Here is a 26,820-nt window from a genome sequence, read left to right as displayed (position 1 = left end):
CGAATGTCGGAAATCGAATTGCGAACGGCGGCTAATACTGGCGAAAGCGACGCCTGGCCCTCGGAATTACAAAATCGAAAAGGACGGATGATCGCCCTTATCAATGGCAGCTTTGGAACCCATCGGGGCTTGGTGCGCCTTGCCTTGGGGGAGTTTGAGTACCTTTCCGGCCGTCTAAATAATTTTCTGCATCCAGATCTTCGCAATACTCGGCGCTTGGTGTTCGTCTGCCTAGGCAATATCAACCGCAGCCCGTTTGCCGAGAACGTCGCCGCCTCAATAGGCATGAATACAACATCCATAGGGCTATCCACTTCAACGGGGGCTCCGGCCTTTGAAACGGCAGTGGTCACCGCAAAACGCTTCGGAATAGACCTCACGGCGCATCTCGCGACCAATTTTGTCGATTTTAGCTATATCGAAGGTGATCTGCTTCTGGCTATGGAGGTCAGGCATGCCCAACAACTGCTGGCTCTTGGTGTGCCTGAATCTGCCGTTGCCCTCCTTGGGCATTGGGCGACGCCCCACCGTGTCCATATTCATGATCCGCACACCTTGTCGGATGCATACTTCCGAACATGCTTCAGCGTAATTCAGTCGGCGGTCCGGGAATTGGCGCTTGAATGCCGACGACTCGAAAGCCCCTGTGTCCTGCGATGAACGTCCACCTCACCTTCGATATTGAAGTCTGGTGCAATGGCTGGGCAAATCTGGATGAACAGTTTCCGACATGTTACTCACGCTATGTTTATGGTCACTCCAGACGTGGTAACTATGCGCTACCGAAGACCCTTGAGATACTTTCCCGTTACAACCTCCGGGGTATCTTTTTCGTCGAACCCCTCTTTTCCGCTCGTTTTGGCGCCGAATACCTCAAACGCATCGTCCGGCTAATTGACGATGCCGGTCAGGAAGTGCAATTGCACCTGCATCCGGAGTGGACCGACGAGATCCGACCACCGATACTTGCCGATGTCTCGAAAAAGCGGCAGCACTTAACGTATTACTCGTTTGACGAACAAGTAGAATTGATTCGCTTTGGCAAAACGTTGTTGGAAGATGCTCTTGGCAAGAAAATTACAGCTTTCAGGGCCGGTAGCTACGCAGCCAATACCAACACTTTTCAGGCACTAGCCAGTAACGGTATCACCATCGATTCCAGCATCAACGGCTGCTACCCCATCAGCGCCCCTGAACTAGTTCAGGAATACGGCTCGGCAAGGCCCTTTGCCGCTCATGGCATAACCACTTTTCCGATCTCGGTATTTCGCGACGGGTTTGGCCAGATGCGTCCTGCACAAGTTGGCGCCTGCGGTTACCGAGAAATGCGCCAAGCCCTAATCTCCGCCCAGCAATCTGAATGGACCGATTTCGTAATCGTGTCACACAACTTTGAAATGCTTAAGCAAGGCGTAACTTCGCCAGACTTTATCGTCGCAAAGCGTTTTGAAGCTCTTTGCAGCTTTCTTGGTGAGAATCAGCGAGAACTCCCAGTTACTGGATTTACAACCAGCGGCTTACATTTTCTTCAGCCACTTCAAGTCAAGCATCCTCGGGCGCACTTGGGGGGAACGGCTTTGCGTCACTTGGAACAGATTGCCCGGAGAGTTATTTGAACTCGACTTCAATGCCAGAAACTCCATGTATCGTTCTTGGACTAGAGACCCAGATTGGCTTGGGTATCGTCAGGGAACTTGGGCGTGCCGGTGTAAAGGTTCTCGGAATCACGCACTCAGCCAACGCCATTGGTTTGCGATCACGCTACCTGACCCGTGCGATAGTTGTTGAACAACCCAGAAGCAAGGAGCTTATCGATTGTCTGGTAAGACTAGGGGAAGAATTTGGGGAAATCTGTTTACTAACCGTTTCAGAGGTTAACTTGAACTGGTTGCTTGAGAATCGAACTCGACTTGGGAAAGTTCGCCCGATACTGCCACGACAGGAAGCAATTGGCGTCGTATTGGATAAGCAGAAAACCTTAGCGATTGCACAATCAGTCGGAATCAATGTTCCACGCACGATCGATCCAGAATCCTTCGAGTCAGTGAAGGCGGTTGCCAGCCAATTGGCATATCCATTGGTTCTGAAATGGAAAGATCCAAATTTGGTTGGCCCGCTGCTATCGAAGCATGGAATTAGCTTTGAAAAGGCTGAATACGCCCTGTCAGCCGGCAGTCTCCTAAATATTTGCCGCCGCTACGAACCGATTGGAATGTGGCCTCTAATTCAGGAGTACTGCCCGGGTGTAGGCTTGGGACAGTTTTTCTACATGCACGAAGGTCAGGCACTGCGTCGGTTTCAGCACGTTCGAGTCGCCGAATGGCCTCCCGAAGGTGGATTTTCAAGCGTTTGCGACAGTGTTCCGCTTAATCAGCATACCGCGTTGCAAGAACAGTCAATCAATTTGCTGCGCGCTATTCGTTGGGAAGGAGTTGCAATGGTTGAGTATCGCTTCGACCCAGTTACGAAACGCGCAGTACTGATGGAAATAAATGGTCGCTTCTGGGGTAGTTTCCCCTTGGCCGTACATTGCAACGCTGGATTTGCGGTGTTTGCATACATGGTTCAAGGTCTTGGCAAGCACCCACAATTGGACGATCCGCTGGGTAACATTCGCTGCCGAATGGTAGGTACAGAACTCAAAAGGCTTGTTCGGATAGTATTCCAAAGAAGTAAAATTAGAGATCCACTTTTCAAGCTGGCGCCTGCCCGGGAAGTCCTTCGGTTTGTGGCGGATTTCTTCCGCCCTCGTGTGAGGTATTACCTTTGGGCCGCTGATGATCCTGCACCATTCTTCGCAGACTTGGCAAATGCACTTCAACACAAAAATTAGTGATAGCAATGCGCATTTTTGTCGGCTGTCGGCGATTCTTCTAGACGGCCGTGTTAAACAAGTTTATTCCCAATATTCTGGATAATTTGCAGCGATATGACTAGATCAAGGAACCTTATGCTGCTGGCCTTGATCGCGGCCATGGCAATTTTCACCCATTACATCGCGCTTGCCGGGTTGCAAGTCATCAATGGCCCAGACATCAAGATTCATTTTCGGTGGGCGCAGCAGTTTGCAGTCGCGCTTTCAGAAGGGGTTATCTATCCGCGTTGGGCTGCATACAGCTATTTTGGCCTTGGCGATCCAACCTTCCTCTATATCCATCCACTCTTCTATTACGCCGTAGCGGCATTTGATACCTTTGCCAACAATATTTGGTTGTCAATTTTGGGGGTTGGTGCGCTTGACACGGCGGTGACTGCCCTCGCGATCTACTGGGTTGCTCGAAAAAATGCAAATGAATACTTGGCAATATTGGCAGCAGGTGCAGCAGCAATTTCACCGTATGCATTTCATCTTGCCCATTATCAGCAATTCTTGCCAATGCATTTCGCAATGCCCGCGCTCGTGATGTTTATCGGTGCCGTATGGTCATCAGACGAACGCTCTCGCATACCTGCTACAGCGATTTTCCTTGCCCTTCTGGTAGGGTCGCACATCCTTGCTGCCTTCATGGCCCTTATTTGTACTGGTGTCGTTATTGTCAGCCGGGCGCTTCTGGAGCGAGCAACTGCGCGCAAGCTTCTGATCCAGCATGCATTGGGTGTTGTCCTCGGATTAGGGCTATCGGCAATCTACCTACTTCCAGCAATGACGACACAGCACTTGGTTTCGCCGGCTGGATGGTATGCCCCGATTCATCTCGATTGGCGAAACGCATTCTTGCTCCAATATTTCACGCTGCCAGAATTTGGATTCAGATGGTTTCATCTGCAGTGGACAGTTCCTATTCTGACTGTTTTGGCGTGCGGCAGTTCGGGGTACTTTCTCTGGCTGGCGAGGGCGACCCAGAATGTAGCTTGGCGTAGAGCAAGCGAGATGCTCGCCTTAGCTGTTCTGGCGTTGCTGCTGGGCTCTGAATTGTCCTATCCGGTTTGGGAACACATTGGATTTTTTCGCCGAATCCAATTTCCGCTCCGATTCCTGCAAATAGCCTCCATAGCCTCAGTCTTGGCTATCGTCTGGTCAGCCTCGCTACACACAGAGGGCAGAAAAAAATCTGTTTGGTTATTGGTCGGGGGGTTCTTACTGACTAGCATCGCCATGCTTATTGCACTAGAACGTCAATATGCTATTGAAGCAAAACCAGCACTATCCGTTGCTGCTCCAAGCCAGGCCTACAGCGGACAACCGGAAATGAAACCGGCGGGAGTAGGCGAAGAATGGCGCCGGTACCGCAATCATGATGCTTGGCAAGCCGACTGTAAAGCCATCGGCATCACGTGCTCCCAACCAGTCAGCAAAACACATTACAAGATCTGGGTTATTGGTAATGAAGGGGTTGAGGCAAAATCGTTGAAATTGCCTGTTTTCTCGTTTCCCGGTTGGCGTTTTCAATTGAATGGGACTGCAGTCGTCCCAACAGTTGATACCGGAACAGGATTGCCAGAATTTCTCATTCCACCCGGACAAACCACGATTTCTGCTATTTGGAATGGCCTACCGCAGGAAAGCATTGGGTTGGTAATCTCTATTGGGTCGCTAATCGTCATTGGGTATTTACTAATCGGTAAAAACCGATTTTTTCTCAGAAAAGGCGCCGACAATGTGGCGTGAGTTTCTGAAGTTTGCCAATTGCGGAGCTCTGGGTACAACTGCCCACTACATTGTACTTTGGCTATTGGTCAATGGGGGAGCACTTGATCCCGTTCTTGGATCGGCTGCTGGTGCAGTTGTTGGTGCCGGAACCAATTATTTCCTGAACTACCATTGGACTTTCGGTAGCCGGTTACCTCATTCGCGAACCATGCCGCGCTTCATCGTAATCGCCGTCCTAAGCCTAGCCGTGAACACTTGGCTAATGGCGCTTCTATTATCATATGGCACCTTGCACTACCTCCTCGCTCAAATAATTGCTACCTTGGTGTGCCTTGCCTTCAACTATTTCGCTAGTCGATTCTGGGCCTTTCAGGAAAGTTCACGATGAAACAACATGAAGGATTCGTCTTGCCAGACCAGAGCCTCTATTGCCTTTCTGTGGTCGTACCAGCTTACAACGAAGAGGAGGTGCTACCTGAGCTCTATAGACGACTATCGGCAGTCTTGTCGGGCTTCTGTCCTAATTACGAGATTCTCTTTGTAAATGATGGAAGTCGGGACGGCACGCTGGAGGTCATGCGCAACTTAAAAGCCGCTGACGCCCATGTTGGATATGTCAATCTGAGCCGAAATTTTGGTAAAGAGATCGCCATGACGGCTGGGCTGGATGCAGCTCGCGGAGACGCTGTGGTCGTTATTGATGCAGATTTGCAGGATCCTCCCGAGCTTATTCCGCAACTTATTGATGGATGGCGAGAAGGTTTCGATGTCGTCTATGCGCGCCGCGTTAGTAGGTCTGGAGAGACATGGCTAAAGAAAGCGACAGCTAGCGCTTTCTACAAAATTATCCAGCGGATCGGGCCAGTTAGCATTCCTGAGGATGTTGGCGACTTCCGACTAATGAGTCGCCGAGCAGTAAATGCTTTGAAACAGATTCGCGAACGGCACCGCTTCATGAAGGGGCTATTCGCATGGATAGGATTCTCTCAAAAAGCCATTGACTACCAGCGCGATGCCCGTTTTGCTGGTGAAACGAAGTGGAATTACTGGAAACTCTGGAACTTTGCCATCGAGGGCATTACTTCATTCAGTATCGCGCCACTCAAAGTATCAACGTACCTTGGATTATTTGTTGCCTTGCTCGCTTTTCTCTATGCGATCTTCGTTATTTACAAAACCATAATGTTTGGCGACCCCGTCAAGGGGTACCCCTCGCTAATGGCGGTTGTACTTTTCCTGGGCGGAATTCAGTTGGTGGGCATCGGATTACTCGGCGAATATGTTGGCCGTATGTTTGTCGAGACCAAGTACCGCCCTTTGTATCTGCTTGATGAAGTGATTCCGGCAGAAGCCATCAAGCTGACTGGCACACATGGTAACGAGCAACCTGGCGTACTGACTGACCTTCCAATATCTCAACAATCCTGATTCTGATGCCTCAATCCATGAGCCGCTGGTTCTCTTTGTATCTCGACGTGATTCGGCTCATGGCGGCGTCTTTCGTAGTGTACGCCCATACCAACGTCCGGTTTTTGACACCAGACCCATTACCCTTAGCCCAGTTTGCACATTCTGCGGTAACGGTATTCTTTGTGTTATCTGGATACGTTGTTGCCTTCGTCGTGGATAAACGTGAAAACACACCTTCAGCTTATATTGCAAGCCGTTCGGCAAGGATTCTGTCTCTTTCCATATTGGCCGTGTTGCTTACCCCGCTTCTCGATGTGGTTGGTAGGTCGGCTACTCCAGACCTCTACCTCAAAACCATCCCTTCGGATTACGTCTTGCTTCGGATTGTTGCGAGCCTTGCATTCGTTGCGGAAATATGGATCGTCTCGATTACGACATTTTCAAATGTACCCTATTGGTCTTTGAATTATGAGGTTTGGTACTACGTAATCTTTGGCGTTTACTGCTTTTGTACCCCGTCTCGTAGATGGGTCATCATAGGAACAATCTGTCTTATTTTGGGGCCAAAGGTAGTCCTTATGGCGCCATGCTGGTTAGCTGGTGTATTTGCCTACCGTTGGCAGGTTTCTGACGAGAAAGACCGTCCAATAGGCACCATGCTGATTTGGACTGGAAGCCTGATTACGTTCTGGGGTTATCACCATTTCGATCTGATGCGTGTATTTAGCGAACAGTTTGTCTTGTCGTACCTGGGCGAATGGACTCACACCCAGTTGCATTTTTCTCGCTACTTCGCAGCAGACTGGCTGCTATCTGCAATCATTGCCGCGAATTTTGTAGCTGCGAGAAAAATCGGGGCCCTCTTGCCTGAACTCAAGGCAGGAACCTTAACTTGGGTTGGGTTCGTGGGTGGTCTCACCTATGCCTTGTATATCATCCACTTTCCGTTTGTCTATATGTGGGGTGCTCTACTAAATGGGTGGTCGCCTGGGTTAGGGAAATATTGGGCAGTTTTGGGGTTGACCTTACTCTCGGTCGGTCTTGTGGCATTGATTGGCGAGTGGCTCAGACCCAAAATGCGAACCGTGTTCGACCGCGTGTTGAGTAAACAAGCTGTTGGCAAGTGGTCTTCACATTCGGGGGTTGAGCGTGCGTGACTTACTGGTGGTCGGAATCGTGCTGTTCGGCAGCCTTTACGCGCTGCGGCAGCCTTGGGTTGGCGCAATCCTGTGGGCATGGGTAAGTTTGATGAATCCCCACAATCTAGCATTCGGTTTTGCTCATAGCTTCCCGGTTGCAGCCATTGTCGCCGTTGCCACGATGATCGGGGTAGCGACAACCAAGGATAGGCAAAATCCATTTGATCAACCACCCGTTATCTGGTTGGCCTTGTTTCTTGGCTGGATGTGCTTTACCTATCCGTTTTCATACAACGTCGAGGGCAGCACGGATATGCTGACAAAGATCGTCAAGATCGACCTCATGACGCTTGTGACCCTAATGGTTCTGAAAACCCGCCGCCATATCGAGATATTTGTCTGGGTGGTAGCTGGCTCACTGGCTTTCTATGGCGTCAAGGGCGGGATATTCACGATAATTAATGGAGGAAACTACAGAGTATGGGGTCCAGGCGGATTCATTGGTGGAAACAACGAATTAGCCTTGGCATTGATCATGATTATCCCGCTAATCCGCTTTATCCAATTACAGGTGACAAAAACCTGGATGCGCCGTGCTTGCTCAGCAGCGATGCTCTTGACAGCAGCTGCCGCACTGGGTAGTCACTCACGCGGCGCCCTGCTGGGCATTGCTGCTATGGCGATCTATCTCTGGCTCAAAAGCCCGAAAAAACTTGGTTTTGGGATTGGAATGGTGATTGCGGGTATGGGGCTTGTCTTGTTTATGCCAGAAGAATGGTCCGCTCGAATGAACAGTATTCAAGACTATGAACAGGATGCCTCATCGATGGGCCGGATAAATGCCTGGTGGGCTGCATTCAACGTAGCAAAGGCACACATTACCGGGGCGGGGTTTGATATGTATACATATGAGATTTTTGCCAGGTTTGCACCGAATCCTCTGGATTTGCACGCAGCGCATAGTATTTATTTCCAGGTACTGGGCGAACAAGGGTTTATCGGATTATTTTTATTCATTGGCATGTGGTATTCGGCCTGGCGGATGGCCGGATCGATAATCCGGTACAAAACAAATGACCCGGATCGTGCCTGGTGCAAGGTTCTCGCTGCCATGTGCCAGGTCAGCCTGATCGGATATGCCGTTGGTGGCGCCTTCCTGAGTCTTGCCTACTTCGACCTGCCGTACGATATCCTCGTCATTATAGTGCTGGTCAAGAAATGGATGTTTGCAGGCACCAGCGCCGATCCAGCAGTGGAGAAAGACGTCTCAATTACGCAATTCTCCAGAAAGGCAAGCACATGACTTTATTTAGATTTATTGCATTTATTTGGATACTGGCCGTTCATTTTTCGTGCTACGCGCAACTTGGGCAAACACCCATTCCGAAATTCGATCACAGCGTTGATCCAGAATGCGGAGGGCTAGCCAATTTTCTCGGCCATGGCCCATTTGATTATCGCAAGGTGACTCAAGATGAGAAAGACCTGGTTGAAAACTTTCACTTTCTCCCCCAGGAACGCATGATTAATACATCGAAAGCGCTAACCGACAACCGAATTTGGGGCGAGTTTGATTACACCTTGCGTGCCTTTCCAAATAACCCGAGAGCGCTGGCAGCTGTAGACAAACTTTCGCTGATTTTAAAAACCGATAAACCGCCAGAGGCCAGGTATTCAGCAAAGTGCTATTTTCTTCGTGCCATCAAATTTATGCCTGATGATGTTAACGTTCGCCTGTTATATGCTTTTTATCTGATTCGACGAAACAAGGTGTTAGATGCCATATCACAACTGGCAGAGATCGAGAAAATGGCACCAGATGATCGTAATACACTCTACAACATGGGGTTAGCCTACTTTAGGGTTAAAGACTATGCAAAATCCAAAGAGTATGCGGAGCGGGCTTATGCTCTTGGATTCCAGTTACCAGGACTACGTAATCTGCTTCAAGGGGCAGGAAAGTGGTGACCTTACTAAATACCAGAACCACTAGCTGGGCAGGAGATGCAATATGAGTTTTGCAACATCTTGGAACAAATTTCGATTTGGCATGGCGGTCAAAGGGATTATTCGAACAAATCCAGTTCACCTTGAAGGCCAAGAGTTGCTGGTATTGTCTATGGTCCAACATCGGGATGTCCTTCCCTATCTGCTGGCCATAAAGTCTTTTTGCCGATACTTGAACCCTGCTCGAATCGTAGTTGTCGCAGACCCAACTCTCACCGTGCAGGATCGTATGCTGATGGCCAAGCATGTTCCAGCTATCGAATTTCGTGAGCAGGCCGATTTCAGAACACCTGGAATTCCTCAGGGCGGCTGCTGGGAGCGGCTATGTGCAGTAGCAGAATACGTTCACGACCACTACGTTATTCAACTAGATTCTGACACGGTGGCCATAGCACCAATGCCCGAAGTAGTTAAATCTGTGCAAGAACAAACAGCTTTCACGCTAGGTACCGAAGACAATCAAATCGTTCAAACCTGTGGCGAAATTGCTGCTTGGGCTAGAGGTAGACTGAGCGATTACGACCATGTTCAATTGGTAGCCGAGTCCCGCCTGGACGGGATCGATGGCAACAGTGAATATCGATACATCCGCGGCTGTGCCGGATTTGCCGGCTATCCACGTGGTTCATTCAGTTTTGCAACGATGGCCCTGTTTTCCGAACGAATGGCTCGCGTTCTCCCTGACCGCTGGCAGGAATGGGGTACTGAGCAATTTACCTCGAATGTAATCGTGGCCAGTATGCCCGGATCAAGAATCCTGCCTCATCCAAAATATTGCGCTCCTCACCGCCGCATCGCCGATTCGGCATTCTTTCATTTCATTGGCTACGTTCGGTACGCCACTCCTTTCTATGCTCAACTTGCGCGAAAGATTGCAATGGAACTCCGCGCGGCATAGATTGCCAAGGGCTGACCATGCACTTTACTAGAAAGATTTTTGGTTTGGCCTCCCCTAGTGGGACACAGGGTAAGCTCTCAATATTTATTTTCCATCGTGTCCTTCCAGAGTTGGACCCCTTATTGCCTTGGGAACCTGATCGTAGGCAATTTGATGCTTTAGTCGGTTTTATCAGCAATGCCTACAATGTTCTTGCTCTGGCAGATGCGGCCAAGAAATTGCTTGCAGGAACCTTGCCCTCGTGTGCAGCCGTCATTACCTTTGACGATGGTTACGCTGACAACTTCACGGAAGCGAGAGAGATATTGCTGAAGCACGGCGTTTCTGCCACATTCTTCATAGCGACATCCTTCCTAAATGGAGGACGAATGTGGAATGACGATGTAATTGAAGGCGTACGCCACATCAACAACGGCGAGCTCGATCTGAGTGATATTCATCTCGGACACCACCAATTGCACAATGTCGAGTCGCGAATGCAGTGTTATGAGAATATTCTTTCGGAATTAAAATATCGCCCACATAACACCCGCCACGAAGTAGCTAGAAGTATCGCCCGAAGATGTGGATTAAGCGACAATTCAGACCTAATGATGACTAGCGGACAATTGATTGCGCTAAGCCAATCTGGCATGGAGATCGGCGCCCACACTGAAACGCATCCCATTTTGAATAGCTTGTCAGATCAGGATGCCGAAGATGAAATACTTCGCGGCCGTTCAACCCTCGAATTTCTGTTGGGTCACAAGATCGAAGTGTTCGCCTATCCAAACGGCTCACCCGGACGCGATTATGGGAATCAACATGTGGAGATGGTTCGACGCGCTGGCTTTGTCGCGGCTGTGAGTACCCAAGTTGGGGTCGGCCTACGCAATGCCGATATACATCAACTTCCTCGCTTCACGCCTTGGGACAGAACGGTCGGGCGCTTTGCACTACGCTCTCTTGCCCATCTGTGGCGTAATTAATTTGAACGTTCTGCTCCTATGAAACTCGTTACGATATCAAGAATTACTCACGGCATTGCCTTCCTTTAATCATTTGCCACCACTTGGAAAATAATGAACCGACCTCTTGTGACCGCCATTGTTTCCACCTACAGCGCCGAGCGCTTTATGCAGGGCTGTTTGGAAGATTTGGTGGCGCAAACACTATTCAGCGAAATCGAGGTACTGGTAATCGACAGTGGTTCGCCGCAAGGCGAGAGTGCCATCAGCTTGGAATTTGCCCGCCAATATCCGCAGATCACGCTAATACGTACAGAGCGCGAGCCTCTCTACGTTGCATGGAACCGGGCTATCCCACTTGCACGAGGGAAGTACATCACCAACGCAAATACTGACGACCGACACCGAGTCGATTTCATGGAAGTGATGGTCGCAACTCTGGAACGCCACCCCGAAGTAGCCTTGGTTTATGCAGATCAGTTAATTAGCCACACCGAAAACGAAACTTTCGAGCAGTGTGAATGCCGAGGAGCGAAACGGCGGCATTGGCCTGACTACACGCCGGAAGACTTGATGTTGCGCTGCATTACAGGTTCACAACCGATGTGGCGAAAGTCGTTGCACAATGAACTTGGATTTTTCGATACGCGTTACCGTATTGGGGCTGACTACGACATGTGGTTGCGATTTGCAGCCAACTATCCTTTGATGCATCTACCAGAACCACTTGGTGTGCTATTCGATTCTCCAAATACGATCTCGGGATCCGACAACAGACTTCTGTTGAATCAGGAAGTATTGGCTATTCAGCAGGAGCGTATGAGTCAAACCCAGTGGCGAGAACTTTCAGGGATTCGTAAGCGTCTGGCGGCAGAGTTATTTGGTAGGGGCTATCAACATATCGAACATAATCAAGACTTGCTTGCTGCGAAACCATTTATTCGCGAAGCCATTAAACTTGACCCAACGAATCTAAGTTATATAAAAACTTACTTCATTCGTTGTATCGCAGGTATTAAGTAGCCATCCGTTTGCAAACTGCCAGCAATATTCCGGAAATTTTCTCCTTTTCCCACGCCAACGTCGACATCAATTAGTAGGCGAATTAGCGAGTCCCTTAAAGGCATTCGCGATAAGGCCGCAAACTACTGTCGTGCTATACCGCTTCAAGATTAAACTCCTGCCAACCGCCCCCATCGTCTGAGCATCCCCTCTATTTCGATGGAGCCATGCCAAAGCTTCAAACCAGTCGCTTTTGGAAGTTGCGCCGAAGCCAATTTTTCCCTGATCAAGTACTTCGGCGTTCATGCCAACGGGCGAGACGACCACAGGCAAGCCGGTACTTAGGTACTGCAACATTTTGAAACTGCATTTTCCTCGCGTCCATTCGGTATCTGGTAATGGCATGAGGCCAACATCCATCATCTGAAGTGCCGAAGCCTCAATTTCGGGACTCCAACGCTTGAAGTCAACCTTGCTGGGATCAAGACGACTAAAGCTTGGTGGAGACTCTGCGATAATCAACAAGCGAGCATCAAACAGCTTCATGAATTCTCTAAGTGAATCTTCGATATCGTAGAGATACCCAAAATTTCCACTGGTACCGGTCCATCCAATAATAAATGGCCGCTGAGAATTCAATGCTTGGTCCGCCGGCCTGAACCGATCAGTATCGATCGCGGTAGGTACGATGTGAATGTTTCGTGAAAAGGGCGAAAACCAGTCTGCAATGTATTGGTTGCCTGCGAAAATCGCGTCGGCATCCAGACCGAGCCGCTTCATTGTCTTGGTTCCGTCCGGACGCCCTCTCCAAACTGCATCATCAATATCGAGAACAAATGGCTTTCGCAGAAAACGTTCAAACGAATACCGCCCCGGTAACAACTCGCGATTGAGCCATACATAGTCAGCCGAAGAACTGCCAATCAATCCAGGAACACGCGCCACAAGCTTTCCCCAGCGCCAGGTAGTCTGAACAGTCGGTAACATAAAACTTGGCGTCCGGTCTCCGATGACTGAAGGTAGACCCGCATGTTTGTCGATGACAGGTATGTATTCTTGCACCTCAATACCGGCATTTTTTAACGGGGAAATATGTTGACGTATCCGAAAGCGAGCCGATGGATCGTTGCGACCGGTGGTAAGCGCTGCCACTTTAATCAAGGTCTGCCTCTCCAATGACTAAAAGGTGAATCATTTTGCGAAGCGATTTCCGAGCACGCTTTGCAACTTTGTCCAAGCCATGGCTTCAGGGCCATCGGGTGAACCTGAAAGACGCCAGAGTGAGATTAGTCCGCAGAAATAGATAACTACCCCCATGGCGATAAGCGAGATCAAAGGAAGAATGCCGGCGGCGCTTCCCTGCACAGGCCCTATCCAGTGCGCGACGAATTTCAAAACTGTCAGCATCAAACCGGCTGAGGCAAGCGGCCTCCAGAATACGGCAACCCAGTCACTTGCTCGAAACTCTGGCAGCATTTGGCGAAGCATCACAAAATGACCAAATGTGACGGTAGCCGCCATCGCAGGATAGGCAATGTTGACACCCTTCAGGCCCATGGTCGGAATAGCCACAATCGATGTTCCGACCAAGGCGACTACGGAAAGTGCAGATACCGCCGCCGCTACACGTGGTTTGCCAAGTGCCATATATACGTATGACACTTGGCTCATGATGCCAAGTACGGCACAGGATATGGCGAGTGATTCCACGATATCAGCTGCAGGCATCCAGCGTTCGCCGAGCAGCACCTGGACGAGGAGCTCTGCGACTGCCGCTATACCAAATCCTGCCGGCAAGGCAAGGATGGCGACCCCGGAAAGAATATTTCGCAGTCCCATGCGTAGTCGTTGCATATCACCGCTAAGTTTTGCAAATGTAGGAAATGCGGCTCGTGATATGGCCACCATGGCCTCGCCAGGAGCGCTGGCAGCCAAATCGATAGAAATGATGAAATATGCGAGTTGAGAGGCTCCGAGCAGCCGCCCAATGATCAAGTCGTTGGCTCTAAGTTGCAGATAATAGAGTAGCTGGACGACAAGCATCCACGTCGAAAACCCCAAGACTTCCCGTCTTTCGGAAAGCGAGAGACGGGGCCGGAATGGTGTCATGGCATAACTCAGGCCAACGCCCACCATTCGGCTCAATAGCATCCCCCAGACAAGCGCCCAATAATTGCCAATCAAAATTGCAGCACCAGTGGCAACAACCAAGGAGGTAAGTTTTTTGGCAACTAATAAAATCACCTCGGGCGCCATGTTGATTTCCTTACGAAACAACACAAAACCTGGATTGCCAAAGCCTTGAACCAGATTTCCAAGCGCTAGCCACGAAATGATCGCCTCAAGGCGCGGTTCCCTAAAGTACTCTGCCGCAAAGGGGGCTATTAGCCAAAGGCATAGCGCTATAGCTGTGGCAACGATCAACCCTATTGTAAATGCTGTATCCAAATGACTACGCTTCAGGTCGGGGCGCTGGATCAACGCAGAATCCATGCCTAAAGCTCCAAGGAGTTCAACGAGTGCAACAATGGGTGCCGCCATCGCCACCAATCCAAAATCGGCAGGTAGCAACAGTCTGGCGAGGATCAGCGTACTGATCAGGCCAAGCCCACGTTCGGCCAACTTAGAGGTGAGCATCAACCCCGCTCCTCGTATAAAGCGGGCTTTAATATTTTGATCGGTATTCACTGCTTGCTAACTGTAAAACCGTCTGACGCTAGTTGGTCGCTGCCCTTGGAGCGATAAACATCCCTTGCTCGGAGCACACGCATCATTTAACTGCATGTTGGATTTCTGCAAGAGCAGGACTGCACTTGGAGTTCAGCATATTTGAAGCTACTGGACGCAGAAAAAAACAAGCTTGATCCCCACGATTGGATTTATTTAGTAACGTAGCTCTTTTTCCAAATGTGCGAATCTCCGCTTTAGAAAAAATTGATGACTTAGCGTCAGTCATGACTGATCTTGGATCTCGCAAGCTAATTCCCTTTCGGTATTGCTCGCTTGCCCAGAACTGCATCGCATGAGAATCATAGATCACATTTTCTACGACAAACCCGCAGCGCTTAGCCAGCGCTTCAATGGACTTGCGAGAAAATAGATGCAAATGCCTCGGAGCATCGAGTTGCACCCAGTTTTCTTGATAAATGTCCCAAGCCTCGCAATCTACAACTGGAACCCTGATTAGTACGCAGCCTTGAGGGTTCGTGATTTTTGCAATTGCCGTAAGCGTTGAAACAGGATCTGGTACATGTTCCAGTGAGTGATGCATCATGACCAAATCATAGCCACCCGCCACTGAATCGATTTCACCCTTCCGTACTGATACGCCATTTGCGTAATCAATATCGCTTGCCACGTAGGGATCGACTCCTTCCAGATAACTAAACCCCATGTTCCGCAAGCGAAGCAGAAGCCTACCGTTTCCACAACCGACATCTAAAATTCGAGAATCAAAGCCGCACCCGGAGTAACGGAACCAGGACGCTATCTCCGGCTCGCCCTTAAAGGTGTTCGCAAGAAGGCCAATGAACTCGTTGTAGCCTAAACTAGCCTGAAGCTGTCTCTTGGCTAAGGAGTTCCGTATCGTTTTCGGTGATGGAATGGTAGCAGGTGATAGTGAGTAATATCCGCCAGCGTAGTAACTGCCCAAATTATCCGGAATTTTGGTGATCTGAAGGCAACCGCATAGATTGCACTCAAGGTATTCGAACTGCTCGCGAGTCCCGAACATCAATTCATATAGGGTAAACGCCTTCGGTTCGCTTGACCCACCACAAACTCTGCAAGTAAACATAAATTTCCGTTCCAGTCATAACCATTTGCATGCCATATGATCCGAATAAGTGGTCCGTGGCTTGAAGCAATCAGCAAATAATAAATTTTTCCGAGCGTGCCAATCTCGTCCAGTCCTGAAGAAGCTGAATTCTTTTGGCCCCAAATAACATTGCGATCTTTAGCCTTCGATCAGCGCCGAATCGAACTGAGAACTTTGCCCGAAATTGCCCCGACAAACCTGAGTAGAATTCGCGGCTCCATCTCAAGCATCGCAAAAACAAGTTTCCAATCTATAACTTTTCGGTGCGCAACTCGATGCAGGCTATCGGCCACAAACGCTTCTTCCAAACGACCAATCGCGCCTTCAACTAGCTCAGCTTGCGCCCCATTGAGTTTGTAAAGTGACAACAACGCTTTGCGATACGTCAGTTCGTGGACAATTCTACGTGCATGTCCATCGGTGCCCCATCCTGCGCCGGCATATACGTTGACTCCCTTGCCGTAGAATACAGATGGCATGGCACCGAATGCGAAGCGGGCCCCACGGTGTGCAAGATCCAACCAGAACAAGTAATCCTCTCCGGCAGATGTTAGGTCCGTACGAAATCGCAATCCGTCGAATTTTCGACGATCAAAAACCACTGTTGAGGTGCCGATGATGTTGCCGGTAATGATCTGGTCGAACATGTCCCCCTCGTACGCGTGTATCTCGGGGTGTCCTCCAATCATGCGGTGTTTTGTCGGGTCAATACGTCCAGCCCGCCGAAAGGCGCTGTCCTCCGCCCCCAGTTGTACATGATCACAAAAATAGACATCAAAACCGGCCTCCAAAGCAAATATTGCGCTCCGGAGATGCTGCGGCCCCCAAGTATCATCAGAGTCCAGGAAGGCAATGTAGTCGACTTCATCCGGCAAATTGTCCAGCCCTGTGTTCCTTGCCCCCCCCGGCCCAGCATTGCGTTGCTGGATAAGTTTCACAGAAAAGCGGGTATCGCCGATCTTGGCCAACTCTTCCGTGGCAGGGACAGGTGACTCGTCGTCCACCAAAATCACGCATACATCGCCTGCGCCTTCCGAAGCAAATACAGACTCCAGTGCCTTACGTAAAATTCCCGGTTCCCGCTGGAAATAAGGAATGACGACCGCAATCATGATTTACTTCTCTGATATGAAGCCCCCCCATTTGTGGCAGTCCACTGTCCCATCATCATTAAAATCCACACCATCTCGCCGTAGTACCCAGGGTGTTGCGGCAGGTACTCTTTAATCAGGCGATCGAGGAAATCAGCCCGAATGACGCCTTGACTTCGCAACAAGCTTAGTGAATCGAGCGCCAATTGCCGTAGACCGGCGTGTTTTACTACCCAAACTCCAAATGGCAGGCCAAAGCCGTGCTTTTTCTTGGTGATGATTTCTGGGGGTAAAAAATCTTTCAGTGCTTCCTTGAAGAACCAGCGCAAGGTCAAACCCTTGAGTTTGAGTTCAGGATCAAGGCGCAGCGAGAAATCAAGCAGGCGGTCGTCCAGAAGCGGGAAACCAACGTCAATATTGGCCAATGTAGTTGCCCCGACCACTTTGGGCAAATCGTTATCAGCCAGGGTGTACTTCCAGTCATACCAGAGCATGCGGTTAACGAGTGCATGTCCGTCGCCAGAATTGTAGGTTTCCCTCTGCTGGCGGATGGTATCTTCTGGTTGAACCTGCGCAAGGAACTCAGGGGTAAGTACCTCAGCAAGACCAAGCCGAGTCAGCAGGTTATACATCTGCATGCGGTCCGGCATCCGAACGCTAGCCTGTTCTATATAACTAACGGCCTTTTTGATTCCTGGAATTTTGCCAGGTAGCGATGTACCGATTAGTAGCGGCTCTAGCAAACCGCGACGCAGAATACCGGGGATGTGATCGTAGGCACCAAAGACCCGCTGCTTTGCGTAACGTGTGTTGCCTCCGAAAAGCTCATCACCACCATCACCTGCCAGAATCCGGGTCACGCCAGCTTCGCGGGCTGCCTTGGCGCAATAGTAAGCTGGTACCACAGAGGAATTTCCAAATGGTTGGTCGTAGGATGCAGCGACATCGGGAATACTGCGAACGAGGTCATCCGGCGTAACGTAGTACTCATGATGTTCAACGCCAAAATGACGAGCCGCAAGGCGGGCATATTCCATCTCGTCGTAACCGGCAGCTTCGAAACCGATGGAGAAAGCCTTGGCGGGTTGCCCTGTGACCTCTCGGAGTAAGCCGGCCACGGTTGAGCTATCGGTACCTCCACTTAGGAAGCAGCCTGTCGTCCCACCTTGGAGTTGATCGGTCACTGCATCACGCAAGAGTTGTCGGAACTCGGTTTTCAGTTCACCGACCGGCACGCGCCGATCTTCGATGAAGTGGGGTTTCCACCAAGGCGCGACGGTCAGTTTGCCATTTTCGTATAAAGCAAAGTGGCCTGCCGGGAGGCGGTAAATCCCCTTGAAAACAGTGCGCGGAGCAGGGATCATGTGAAAATATAGGTAATCGTAAAGCGCCTGTGGATCAAGGTCAGCACCTGTGTCTGCGAGATCGTCAGCGCGTTCCGCAACGCGTAGTTGACCATCTTTAATTTGATAACAGATGCTACGAATCGCAAAGCGGTCGACGGCAATATATGCCCTACCCTGCGGTTCAAAGAGCGCTACCGCAAAATCACCTTTGACAGAGGAGGCAGCGTCAGTGCCAGAGTCTCTGAATGCTGCTGCCCATGCAGCAATTCCGCCTTGCTCTTGGGCAATTTTCTGAAGTTGGTAGTCAGAAAACCGATGACGCCCCAAACAATAGGAATTAGTCGAGGTAGCAAACATTGGCTCGGATTCGGACAGTGTGATGGTCATTTAGAGAGAATTCAGCAGGTGGTTTTTGCGACAGGTTTGGAGAAACGAACGTGGATCCAGTTGCCACGAGGCGAAACGAGCCGCGACTGCAGACGATTTAACATGAACGCGAAACGGGTGGCGATGCGTTGTGGAAGGCTGCGGGTTCTAGGCATACCAATTGGTGCACCACAATGGACACAGGGTTCATCCTGTTGCCACGTGCCGAAGGGGTTGCCCGCATAATCAAGCAGTGCGGCAGAAATAAAATTGGTACGGTCGATGTTGGTTCCTACAAATGTTGCTTTTTCCCAAACCAACGAGGGAAATAAGGAACGAAGCCTTTGCTCATCAAAACTATTTACGTGACCCCAAGGAGGATTGGCTTTACCGCAATTTGCACATAAGGTGCGCCCGCAGCGAAGATCCTGGCGATAGGGAACCCCGATTACGATCTTGTTCCGGGCGACCCTTGCAATCTCGTGGCAAGCCTGAGTTAGGAGATGCTCAGGTATATGCTCCAGAACTTCTGCACAAAGAATTGCGTCAAACTGGTTGTCGGCAAACTGCAAGCAAGTGACATTGCCCTGCACCGCCTCAATTCCAGGATGAAATATCGAAGGTTTCTCCAGATCAAGGGCTATAACCGTCTCGAACCGACCGGCAAGTTTTTTTGCAAGGTAGCCATCCCGTGCACCAATGTCGAGGATCTCAATGCCGTTGCCAGGAAGAAGCGCTAATAAGTCCGTAATACGCTGTTGTTCCGTTGGGCTAGCACGGTATGCAGAGAGATCAGTAGGCATATGCGAGACTTAAGTATCAATATGTGGAGAGTGTGAGTTTAGCGCCAAGTGCGACTGTATGAGTAAGGCATTAATTTACCGTTTCTATATCTGTGCTCCGCATACGTTGCACTTTGTGGCAATCAGCCTCGCGGACAGAAAATATGACACTCCAATCATCTTTTGTACTGGCCAGCAGGTACGTCATTCGAGGGAACGCCGAGGTGGACCACCTTGCCCCGCTGGCCAATAGAAAAAGCATATAAAACCAGTAGGTAATACATCAAAGCCAATCTCGGCACGTCCATCAGGCTATCAAACACGCCAACCATCAGGAATCCTATAAACGCAGCCGACAAATAGGGGGCCAGTTCATGTTGGCGGGCGCTACCAAAATTGACTTTCCACAAGGCTGCTACGGTCAACAGCAAAAACACAACAAACCCGGTTACCCCCTGATCAAACATTAAATTTACAAGTAGATTTTTGGCATGCCAAGGCATGTGGTCGCGGTCACTGCTGAAAAACCAGCGCTCCATTTCGTGGGCGAAATTACCATTTGTCAGTAAATTTTGGCCACCAAAGGTGGTCATCTGCACGTCGTCGATATCGGCAGTCCCGCTCTGAGTCCCGACCGCTAGCGAGAACATTTTTAACCTTGGGGCGTACCAAGGGCCACCATTTAACAATGGTCCAACCAGTGGAATATGTACTGGCCGCCAGGCACCCGCAGTTCCCTTGATTTCCACGTTTCCAATTGCACAACCGCCGGGATAAAGTAGCTGTTTTTCACAAACCTCTGCATGAATTCCTACATCAGTCTTGGCTCTAATCTTGAAGTTAAGCTCAAATGGACCTTGCGAGCTTAGCGGTAATCGCTGAGAAATCCGCAGAATGTCGCCAAAACTGATTGGGTGCTTGGGGCCGACCAGGGATAGCCAGGCATTTCCGCTTTCCTCATTGATTTGATAGGTTCCGGGGAATGCGCCGGTCGGGATGGCAAAAAAATAGTTGGCCGGAAACCTGCCTAACCCTTTGCCGAAAGCCATATCCCACGGCGTTTGGAGCATGGCGATTGTTTGTGTCCAATGCGATTTACGACCCTCAAAATCCTTACCAGACGTTGAGAAACGCTCCCCCATATAATCTCCACCAACAAACACGGCGACTACGCCACAAGCTGCAATGGCCGCTGTTACCAAGCTGCCTTGCCAACGTAGCTCATTCGGCCAGAGCGCTTGTCTGGAAAACATGCCCCAAAGCGATATCACGAGCAGCATGGCCAGTGCGCCACTCATCCCCTTAAAGGCTTCGATCCCGCCCCAATAATCTGCAACATTGCCAGCAGCAAGCAGCAAGGCAAAAAAACTGGCCGTGCAGACGAATTCACCAGTCCGCGCTTTGCGTATCTTTTGCCAATATATTGAGGAAAAACTTGCCGCCAATATGAGTGCGTAAAGGGCATAGGGCCCCTTTGGCAAAAAATTGGCGATAGCAATCAAAAGCACACCGGACAATAAACCAGCCATACCGCCGGTGAGAAACAAGGCAAAGGGCATCCCCCTCAGCACCGACGGGATTGATATGGCAACGGCGACAAGCCCCAAGAGTGCCAACAAGCCGCGGTAGCCTCCTGCTGGAAAAACCAGCCCAGCCATTGTTCCCAATAAGATGAGCGCTACAATCCACCGAAAAAAGCCCCAAGTAGGAATTTTCTGCTGCTTCTCAGCGTCCTTTAAATGCCCGCGAGTTTGCCATGCAAGTAGTGGCAAAGAGACTATTAGCGCTAGATAAACTCCGCGGGAAAAGGTTGTCAGAGATGCATATAAGGCCAACCCTACCAAGCATAGTGAAATCGCAAATTGTGCATTTCCTCGCGAGTTCCGAAGCGCCCAGATGGAAAACGGAAATGTAAGCAACAACCATCCATCCAGAGCAGCGCCACCGACGTGCATTTCCCAAAATAGTGCGGTCGACCGGTAATCACTTGAGAAATTGAGCAGGTCAGTAAAGGCCAGACGCTCCCATAAAGCCGCAAGGGAAGCGGTACCGAGTCCGATGGCGATACCCAAGGCCAATTTTTGGCTGATGTTGTTTTCCGGGTTATCTTGAAGCCGTGCCATTAGGGGAATAAGCAGCAGCGCCAGAAAAAAGCTTTTGCCAATTCGTATGCTATTCATCGGGCCGTCGTAGCCTTGAAACCACCCGAAAACGAAACCGCCTGCATCAGCAAAACCACGAAACATTGATATCAATATCGATGCTGACATCGAGCTAGCTAACACGAGAAACAGCAAGGATGTGCGCTTAGGAGAAGGCTGCTTGCCTTCAACCACGGATTTGGCATACCCCCCAGCAGCCGTGGCGAGAATCAGCAAATCGAGTTCCTCAAAACTTAGCCAGCCAGTCCAAGGCGCGAACCCAATGATCGGCATAATCACGGGAATAATGATGGGGAAGAGACTCAGCCTATAAAAGGCGAGTAGTGCGCAAAGCAGGAAACAAATTGGCGCGATGAACTGGCCTATCGGGTAGTTCAAAGCCAAAATACTGCCGATGCTGAATGCAGCAAGCGCCACCGGCAGATTTATGGAGGGGGTTAACACTTTCTAGCGCTAGCAAAACCAGGGATTTGAGCGGCCAAGACCAAAGCTGCAAACATTACCTAGCCGATACCGAATCAAGTAGTTTGGCCAATTGAGCGGTACGTCCGACTCGCGAGGCCTGTTTCACTACCTGCGTCATGGGTAAAGAGACCTTTGATTGTCTGATCGCATCAATAAATGCTGGTAAGACATGACAGATTTCAGCGGTTGAGTCGAGCCGAGCCATGTCGCTAGCACCCGCATTCCTCAGTGTCGCAGCAGTGTCCCCGAGAGAGTCTGTTAAAGCGAGAATTGGGCGCCCTGCGCGCAAATATTCGTAGATCTTGGCCGGAATTTGCTCATTGCAATTCGAAGCTTGCATGACCAAAAGACCATCCGCATTGAGCATTTCGGCGAGCGCTTCCCGATAGGGGATGGGTGGCTGGCAATCGATAAATTCGGCGATGTCATACTTTCTGGCGAGTGCGTTGAGCAAATCATCATGCACCGACGCGCGAAAGCGGATCTTTAAAGTGCTTGGCTGAATCTTCCCATTTGCTTTTAATTGACCCAGGGCTTCAAATAATTGTGTCGGGTCTCGCTCGTCCGGGTAAACGATCCCGCTGTGCAGCAATGTGACTGCTTCAGGATGAATTTTTTGTTTCTGCCCGCCTGTATTTTCTACTGCTGCAAACGTTTCTTCGTCATAACCATTTTCAAGCACGACCACGCGCTCTGCTGTTTTTGGGTATCTCGACTGATAGGTTTGAGCTGCACTAGGAGTGGTAAAAGTGCTGTAACTGGCGGTCGACAAAGCCTTCTCTTCTATCGATTTATAGCTTTGCCAAACAAGCGGGTCAGCAGGATAGCCATCCTGTGCCATCGGGTCACGAAAATCGGCAACCCATGGTAGACCACTTCGCCGTTGGAGTTCGGCGCCGATTAAGTGTGCTGTTGCAATCGGATAGGTTGACCAGATTGCCTGCGGCTTGAACTCCTTGATCATCCGCATCCCGTCTCGAACAGCGCCAATTTTCCAGCTTGCCCAGCGATCAGGGCGGGCCATTGCGCCGATATAACGGCCACCAATGGAAAGATGGCGTGCAGTATCCAAAGCAAAGGATCTTCGAACGACGACACTCTCCGGTATGTCTGTCATAAGATCCTCGCTAGTCCGCTCATAGGCGCGCGGATCAGCCGTGAGAACAATGGGTTCCCAGCCAAATTTCGGCAAATGCTGCACAAAACGCAATGTGCGCTGAATCCCGCTGCTACCCGCCAAGGGTGGGAAGTGGTAGGCAATCATTAATAGACGTTTCATGTTTTTTCTAGTGAGTGGCTGACAGCAATAATCGGTTATCTATTCAGGTATCAGGTTTGCGCTGGAGATGACGTTTCCTGAGATGGCCCTTCGGCTGGTGCTGACATTCGCGCATGCAGTTTTTTTAGCCACGCCCAGCGGTATTCGGTTACGTGGTAAAGGGTACGGTTCTGCGTTGTCCAGCGCGTGTGCCACTCCATGACCTTGCCATAGAACTCGATCCTGGGGAACTTCTGTTCCTGAAAAAGCTGTTGGAATTCATCCTGACGCATTAACGTCGATGGCGAGACAGCCTTATAGGATTCGTCGTAAGCCGTTTTCAGAATAACGATAGCTGCGTCATCATGGATACACAGGTCCATCGCAACAACTTTGTCATCAAACCAGTAGCGATAGATACGCCCTCGCCCCATGCTGCAAAAATTTTCCAGCATTTTCCGATAGAAGTGGCCTTGGGCGTTGTCAGGAAGGATTGCCGTTCCATCAGCAGCTTTCCAGCCAGCGCTTTCAAGTGATCCATAGTCTTCGATAGCTTTATAAACGTCCTCCGGAGCCGTAATACACTCAATTCTGATTTCAATGCCTTCAGCCTGCAGCTTGTTTCGCTGCTTACGTGAGTTTTGCTTTAGATTTTTGCCTCGCGCCTCCCAATACGTTTCAAAACTGCCTTCGATATCGACCCAGGCAGTCTGAATGTAGTCCTGGGTTCGTACCTTAGCGCTGTCGTCGGGACGACTTTGAATTTGCGGATCGATCTGGCTGGCTCCGATGCCCAGCGTCAAGCCAGGAAGCCGACGCATAAGTTCACTGCAAGCTGATACCAGATCGATATTGCCATTTGTCACCCAGGCACCAAGCGGAAGCTGAGAGGGTTGAAAAGTCTGCCAAATGCTTTTCTGACGTCTTTGCATAATGGCGGCAGCGCAAAGCTGACCGTCGGAATGGAGCAGACACAACTGCTCTTCCCCAGTACCAAAAATATCCAGTAGGGGTAGCAGGAATGCAGACCCCAGAAATGGGGTTCCCGGGCGGGACTGTACAAGCACATCCCACTCGTTTTTAAAATCAGAGAATTGTGCGATGGGGTGTATGGTCCAGGACATTTCTTGGTCTCGTGGAGATTGCGGGGTGGGTGCGACGACTTTCAATCGGAATATCCAGCTAGCGCGGCTTCCAAGCTGTTGCGATTTCAAAAAGATTTCTATGATCTTTTTTCTAAGTATTTTGGCAGTTCGCCCGGCAACTTCTTTAACCAATAGTGCGAAACCAATAATGGTGCGCGGGTTGTAAGCTACGATTCCCCAACGTTCTCGACGATCATTCATCCATATCTTCTTGTATTCGTCGTCACCAATCAGGAAGTCGACCTCTTTGACCTGATCCCGCTCAATAACGTGTTTCAGAAGGAAACCAGTCAACACCGTGCCAGGGGAAAGTGATGCAAACTCCTTGCTGTAGGCAACTTTATAAATACTGGCCTTGCCTTCACCAACAATCCATAATTGCGCAGCAATTGGTCTCCCCTGCAAACGGGCAATTCCGAGCCGAAGCATACCGATCGTAGAAAGTCGGCGGATCAGTGAAGGAACGAAGTCGGGGTAGGGCTCGGGTATTTTCCAGCTTGCTGTATAGACCTCCTGAAAAGCTGCGATTTCTTGCTCAATACCATCAGTGTTGGTCACTACTTCAAGCGTTCCGCCTTCTGCAGCGAAATCCTTGTTCCTTCGCTTGATACTGCTTCGCAGGTTGGCGCTTCTTTTCTTGAGATATCCATCCCAATTAAAGTCGACCGTAAGAAACCAGTTGCCGAAACAGAAAAATTTGAAGGGTATCCAGCCAATTGCCCGCAGTTCGCTCAAGAGTCCCTTATAGACGGGTGATTCTGGATCCATCGGGGCAAAACGCATGACATGCGCACCACCATGGTCACACGAAGCGGAAGCGAGCATGTGCCTAAGGGTGAGTAGATCGCTGTCGTTGGTTAGCAGCGGGGTGTAAAGCGAAGTGTAGTAGTTACCAAGCGACTCAATGGCTCTGACCCCCCCTTTGTTGGTCAGCCTGAGCGGCAATATTATCGAGGGAGTATTTTTCTCAACAACGAAGTAATAACGAACTCCCGGATCATCTGGGTAAACCTGTTTTTGCAGAAGCTCAAACCAGTCAATTGAGACTTCAATATTATCTTTGGCAGCAAACTCACGAAGATCATATTCCGCTGAGACCAATGCGTTTGTAGCCTTACAAGCTCTAACGTCAATTTCGTTTGACATCACTGAACACCAGCCTCGGGAATAGCGAGTGTTTTTCTGACTGCAGCGAACATCCATGCCATTTCTACTTCGCTCAATGACTGGTGACACGGCAAATGTAGTAAATGAAGGCGGTAGTCGGCAGCGACCGGGCAATTCGAGATTGCCATTTCATCCCAGCGCCATACTGGAACCCCCAACTGTTTCAACCAGAAAAAGTGAGGCATTGGAGTATCCAGATAGAGCGGGAACATGTAGGGAACCACGTTCGGTGGAATATCGGGATAAAGCCCGTGGCAATTGGGCACATCCGAAAGCGCCTGAACCCAACGTCGGTAGTTTTCTTGCCTGCGAGTAATGTTATTTTTTACCGATGAATGGCTTACCACCCACCGGGAACTTCGGAGGGGTGCCGTTCTGGCTAAAGCAAGCGAATACTGCATCGATTGTGCTGAACGCTCGGTACGTTGATCACTCCAGGGCCTCGGTGCAGTAGTAGTGATGGATTCAAGCTGCCAATCAATCAGGTCAATGTCATCTGTTGAAATTTTTGGCAACCTGGATTTTTCGATAATGCTTTTAATTCCGCGAAGCTCGGCAAGAAAACCGGCCGACTCAGTCGGTAAACCATCAAGAAAACTGGCCTCTGGCATATAGAGCAAACCGCCGTCAGCGCATGAGAAAAATTTGTAGGGGCTGGACGCAATGAATTTTCCATAAAGCCCTGCTCCACTTGCCTGATATTGCTCGACAAAAAGAACGTGCGAGCAATCTTCGATCAAGACTATCCCCTTTTCATCACACCATTGTTTCAACCAGGAAAAATCCCGGACGAATCCAAAAAAATGGGTCGCTAGCAATGCCTTTACCGGCTTGTCAGATTGGGCACAGATTTGATCCAGACTATCTCGATCAGGCATCAGATCCGATTTGAGTGAGTAAAGCCTGACTTCAGCACCGAGCGCCAAAGCCGGATCAAGCATGGTGACGCAATGGTAAGCGGGGGCCAATAACGCCCCCTGTTTGTCGAGTCCGGCAAGGCGGTAAGCTTCGCCTAGCGCGTAACGGCCACGACTAAAGTGGCGGAGTCCAATATCTGATAAAGCTAGGTTTCGGTTTGGCGACGCCGAGCAATCGAGTGTCGATGGCAAAATCGACACTCGGGGCTTAGGAAACTCACAGTTTGAAGGATCAAAGACCCAGTAGTCTAGCGACACGATTTATCTGAATGAAATTAAATAGGATTTACAAAAAAATATACCTACCAAC

General features: G+C 50.0%; 22 protein-coding genes. 12 read left to right on the top strand and 10 right to left on the bottom strand.

Annotated features, from left to right (window positions below; genetic code table 11):
• Window positions 1-3: 3 nt before the first annotated feature.
• The 12 genes from KI613_RS09680 (at window position 4) to KI613_RS09625 (ending at window position 12,015) form a co-directional block, all read left to right on the top strand.
• A complete protein-coding gene (locus KI613_RS09680; protein WP_226405311.1) occupies window positions 4-660 on the top strand; it encodes an arsenate reductase/protein-tyrosine-phosphatase family protein in 657 nt (218 codons plus the stop codon).
• Window positions 657-1,616 carry a polysaccharide deacetylase family protein gene (locus tag KI613_RS09675; protein WP_226405310.1) on the top strand — a complete coding sequence of 320 codons (960 nt, stop codon included), beginning with the start codon at window positions 657-659 and terminating at the stop codon, window positions 1,614-1,616. The genes KI613_RS09680 and KI613_RS09675 overlap by 4 nt, the downstream gene beginning before the upstream one ends.
• Window positions 1,613-2,833 carry a carboxylate--amine ligase gene (locus tag KI613_RS09670; protein ID WP_226405309.1) on the top strand — a complete coding sequence of 407 codons (1,221 nt, stop codon included), beginning with the start codon at window positions 1,613-1,615 and terminating at the stop codon, window positions 2,831-2,833. Before KI613_RS09675 ends, KI613_RS09670 begins: the two co-directional genes overlap by 4 nt.
• A gap of 117 nt (window positions 2,834-2,950) precedes the next feature.
• Window positions 2,951-4,609 carry a hypothetical protein gene (locus KI613_RS09665; protein WP_226405308.1) on the top strand — a complete coding sequence of 553 codons (1,659 nt, stop codon included), beginning with the start codon at window positions 2,951-2,953 and terminating at the stop codon, window positions 4,607-4,609.
• Window positions 4,599-4,979: a GtrA family protein gene (locus KI613_RS21405; RefSeq protein WP_226405307.1), complete on the top strand. Its 381-nt coding sequence runs from the start codon at window positions 4,599-4,601 to the stop codon at window positions 4,977-4,979. Before KI613_RS09665 ends, KI613_RS21405 begins: the two co-directional genes overlap by 11 nt.
• Entirely contained in the window at window positions 4,976-6,019 is a 1,044-nt protein-coding gene (locus KI613_RS09655) for a glycosyltransferase family 2 protein (protein WP_226405306.1), read from the top strand. The genes KI613_RS21405 and KI613_RS09655 overlap by 4 nt, the downstream gene beginning before the upstream one ends.
• 17 nt (window positions 6,020-6,036) lie before the next feature.
• Window positions 6,037-7,158 carry an acyltransferase family protein gene (locus KI613_RS09650; RefSeq protein ID WP_226405305.1) on the top strand — a complete coding sequence of 374 codons (1,122 nt, stop codon included), beginning with the start codon at window positions 6,037-6,039 and terminating at the stop codon, window positions 7,156-7,158.
• Window positions 7,151-8,443, top strand: a complete 1,293-nt coding sequence (locus tag KI613_RS09645) for a putative O-glycosylation ligase, exosortase A system-associated (RefSeq protein ID WP_226405304.1) — start codon at window positions 7,151-7,153, stop codon at window positions 8,441-8,443. The genes KI613_RS09650 and KI613_RS09645 overlap by 8 nt, the downstream gene beginning before the upstream one ends.
• Window positions 8,440-9,108: a tetratricopeptide repeat protein gene (locus KI613_RS09640; RefSeq protein ID WP_226405303.1), complete on the top strand. Its 669-nt coding sequence runs from the start codon at window positions 8,440-8,442 to the stop codon at window positions 9,106-9,108. Before KI613_RS09645 ends, KI613_RS09640 begins: the two co-directional genes overlap by 4 nt.
• A gap of 43 nt (window positions 9,109-9,151) precedes the next feature.
• Complete coding sequence (locus KI613_RS09635) at window positions 9,152-10,045, top strand: hypothetical protein (protein ID WP_226405302.1); 894 nt, start codon at window positions 9,152-9,154, stop codon at window positions 10,043-10,045.
• A gap of 17 nt (window positions 10,046-10,062) precedes the next feature.
• Window positions 10,063-11,013 (top strand): polysaccharide deacetylase family protein, encoded by a 951-nt coding sequence (locus KI613_RS09630; protein ID WP_226405300.1) that lies wholly within the window; start codon window positions 10,063-10,065, stop codon window positions 11,011-11,013.
• Between the two features lie 93 nt (window positions 11,014-11,106).
• On the top strand, window positions 11,107-12,015 hold the full coding sequence (locus KI613_RS09625; protein ID WP_226405298.1) for a glycosyltransferase: 909 nt from the start codon (window positions 11,107-11,109) through the stop codon (window positions 12,013-12,015).
• Window positions 12,016-12,081: 66 nt separating this feature from the next.
• On the opposite strand, the gene KI613_RS09620 is transcribed toward KI613_RS09625, so the two are convergent.
• From KI613_RS09620 to KI613_RS09575, 10 genes are all read right to left on the bottom strand, one after another.
• Window positions 12,082-13,146, bottom strand: coding sequence for a glycosyltransferase family 4 protein (locus KI613_RS09620; protein ID WP_226405735.1), 1,065 nt, complete (start codon window positions 13,144-13,146; stop codon window positions 12,082-12,084).
• A 39-nt stretch (window positions 13,147-13,185) separates the two neighbouring features.
• Window positions 13,186-14,631: a lipopolysaccharide biosynthesis protein gene (locus tag KI613_RS09615; RefSeq protein WP_404826995.1), complete on the bottom strand. Its 1,446-nt coding sequence runs from the start codon at window positions 14,629-14,631 to the stop codon at window positions 13,186-13,188.
• 133 nt (window positions 14,632-14,764) lie between these two features.
• Window positions 14,765-15,388, bottom strand: coding sequence for a class I SAM-dependent methyltransferase (locus KI613_RS21400; RefSeq protein WP_404827007.1), 624 nt, complete (start codon window positions 15,386-15,388; stop codon window positions 14,765-14,767).
• Window positions 15,389-15,960: 572 nt separating this feature from the next.
• Complete coding sequence (locus KI613_RS09605) at window positions 15,961-16,923, bottom strand: glycosyltransferase family 2 protein (protein ID WP_226405293.1); 963 nt, start codon at window positions 16,921-16,923, stop codon at window positions 15,961-15,963.
• Window positions 16,920-18,635, bottom strand: a complete 1,716-nt coding sequence (locus tag KI613_RS09600) for an asparagine synthetase B family protein (protein ID WP_226405291.1) — start codon at window positions 18,633-18,635, stop codon at window positions 16,920-16,922. The genes KI613_RS09605 and KI613_RS09600 overlap by 4 nt, the downstream gene beginning before the upstream one ends.
• Window positions 18,636-18,646: 11 nt before the next feature.
• Entirely contained in the window at window positions 18,647-19,417 is a 771-nt protein-coding gene (locus tag KI613_RS09595) for a class I SAM-dependent methyltransferase (RefSeq protein WP_226405289.1), read from the bottom strand.
• Between the two features lie 155 nt (window positions 19,418-19,572).
• Entirely contained in the window at window positions 19,573-22,002 is a 2,430-nt protein-coding gene (locus KI613_RS09590) for a hypothetical protein (protein ID WP_226405288.1), read from the bottom strand.
• Window positions 22,003-22,057: 55 nt separating this feature from the next.
• On the bottom strand, window positions 22,058-23,302 hold the full coding sequence (locus tag KI613_RS09585; protein ID WP_226405286.1) for a glycosyltransferase: 1,245 nt from the start codon (window positions 23,300-23,302) through the stop codon (window positions 22,058-22,060).
• Window positions 23,303-23,352: 50 nt separating this feature from the next.
• Window positions 23,353-25,572, bottom strand: a complete 2,220-nt coding sequence (locus KI613_RS09580) for a GNAT family N-acetyltransferase (protein ID WP_226405284.1) — start codon at window positions 25,570-25,572, stop codon at window positions 23,353-23,355.
• Window positions 25,572-26,768: a DegT/DnrJ/EryC1/StrS family aminotransferase gene (locus KI613_RS09575; RefSeq protein WP_226405282.1), complete on the bottom strand. Its 1,197-nt coding sequence runs from the start codon at window positions 26,766-26,768 to the stop codon at window positions 25,572-25,574. The genes KI613_RS09580 and KI613_RS09575 overlap by 1 nt, the downstream gene beginning before the upstream one ends.
• Window positions 26,769-26,820 lie beyond the last annotated feature (52 nt).

Source organism: Ferribacterium limneticum (assembly GCF_020510585.1).
Taxonomy (GTDB): domain Bacteria; phylum Pseudomonadota; class Gammaproteobacteria; order Burkholderiales; family Rhodocyclaceae; genus Azonexus.
The sequence above is the reverse complement of the archived record's forward strand: the minus strand, read 5'-3'. Positions and strand labels throughout refer to the sequence as shown.

Coding starts and splice junctions, on each gene's coding strand:
- KI613_RS09680 (WP_226405311.1), top strand. CDS start 4: ATGTCGGAAATCGAATTGCGAACGGCGGCTAATACTGGCGAAAGCGAC.
- KI613_RS09675 (WP_226405310.1), top strand. CDS start 657: ATGAACGTCCACCTCACCTTCGATATTGAAGTCTGGTGCAATGGCTGG.
- KI613_RS09665 (WP_226405308.1), top strand. CDS start 2,951: ATGCTGCTGGCCTTGATCGCGGCCATGGCAATTTTCACCCATTACATC.
- KI613_RS21405 (WP_226405307.1), top strand. CDS start 4,599: ATGTGGCGTGAGTTTCTGAAGTTTGCCAATTGCGGAGCTCTGGGTACA.
- KI613_RS09655 (WP_226405306.1), top strand. CDS start 4,976: ATGAAACAACATGAAGGATTCGTCTTGCCAGACCAGAGCCTCTATTGC.
- KI613_RS09650 (WP_226405305.1), top strand. CDS start 6,037: ATGAGCCGCTGGTTCTCTTTGTATCTCGACGTGATTCGGCTCATGGCG.
- KI613_RS09640 (WP_226405303.1), top strand. CDS start 8,440: ATGACTTTATTTAGATTTATTGCATTTATTTGGATACTGGCCGTTCAT.
- KI613_RS09635 (WP_226405302.1), top strand. CDS start 9,152: ATGAGTTTTGCAACATCTTGGAACAAATTTCGATTTGGCATGGCGGTC.
- KI613_RS09630 (WP_226405300.1), top strand. CDS start 10,063: ATGCACTTTACTAGAAAGATTTTTGGTTTGGCCTCCCCTAGTGGGACA.
- KI613_RS09625 (WP_226405298.1), top strand. CDS start 11,107: ATGAACCGACCTCTTGTGACCGCCATTGTTTCCACCTACAGCGCCGAG.
- KI613_RS09615 (WP_404826995.1), bottom strand. CDS start 14,631: ATGCTCACCTCTAAGTTGGCCGAACGTGGGCTTGGCCTGATCAGTACG.
- KI613_RS21400 (WP_404827007.1), bottom strand. CDS start 15,388: ATGGGGTTTAGTTATCTGGAAGGAGTCGATCCCTACGTGGCAAGCGAT.
- KI613_RS09605 (WP_226405293.1), bottom strand. CDS start 16,923: ATGATTGCGGTCGTCATTCCTTATTTCCAGCGGGAACCGGGAATTTTA.
- KI613_RS09600 (WP_226405291.1), bottom strand. CDS start 18,635: ATGACCATCACACTGTCCGAATCCGAGCCAATGTTTGCTACCTCGACT.
- KI613_RS09595 (WP_226405289.1), bottom strand. CDS start 19,417: ATGCCTACTGATCTCTCTGCATACCGTGCTAGCCCAACGGAACAACAG.
- KI613_RS09585 (WP_226405286.1), bottom strand. CDS start 23,302: ATGAAACGTCTATTAATGATTGCCTACCACTTCCCACCCTTGGCGGGT.
- KI613_RS09580 (WP_226405284.1), bottom strand. CDS start 25,572: ATGTCAAACGAAATTGACGTTAGAGCTTGTAAGGCTACAAACGCATTG.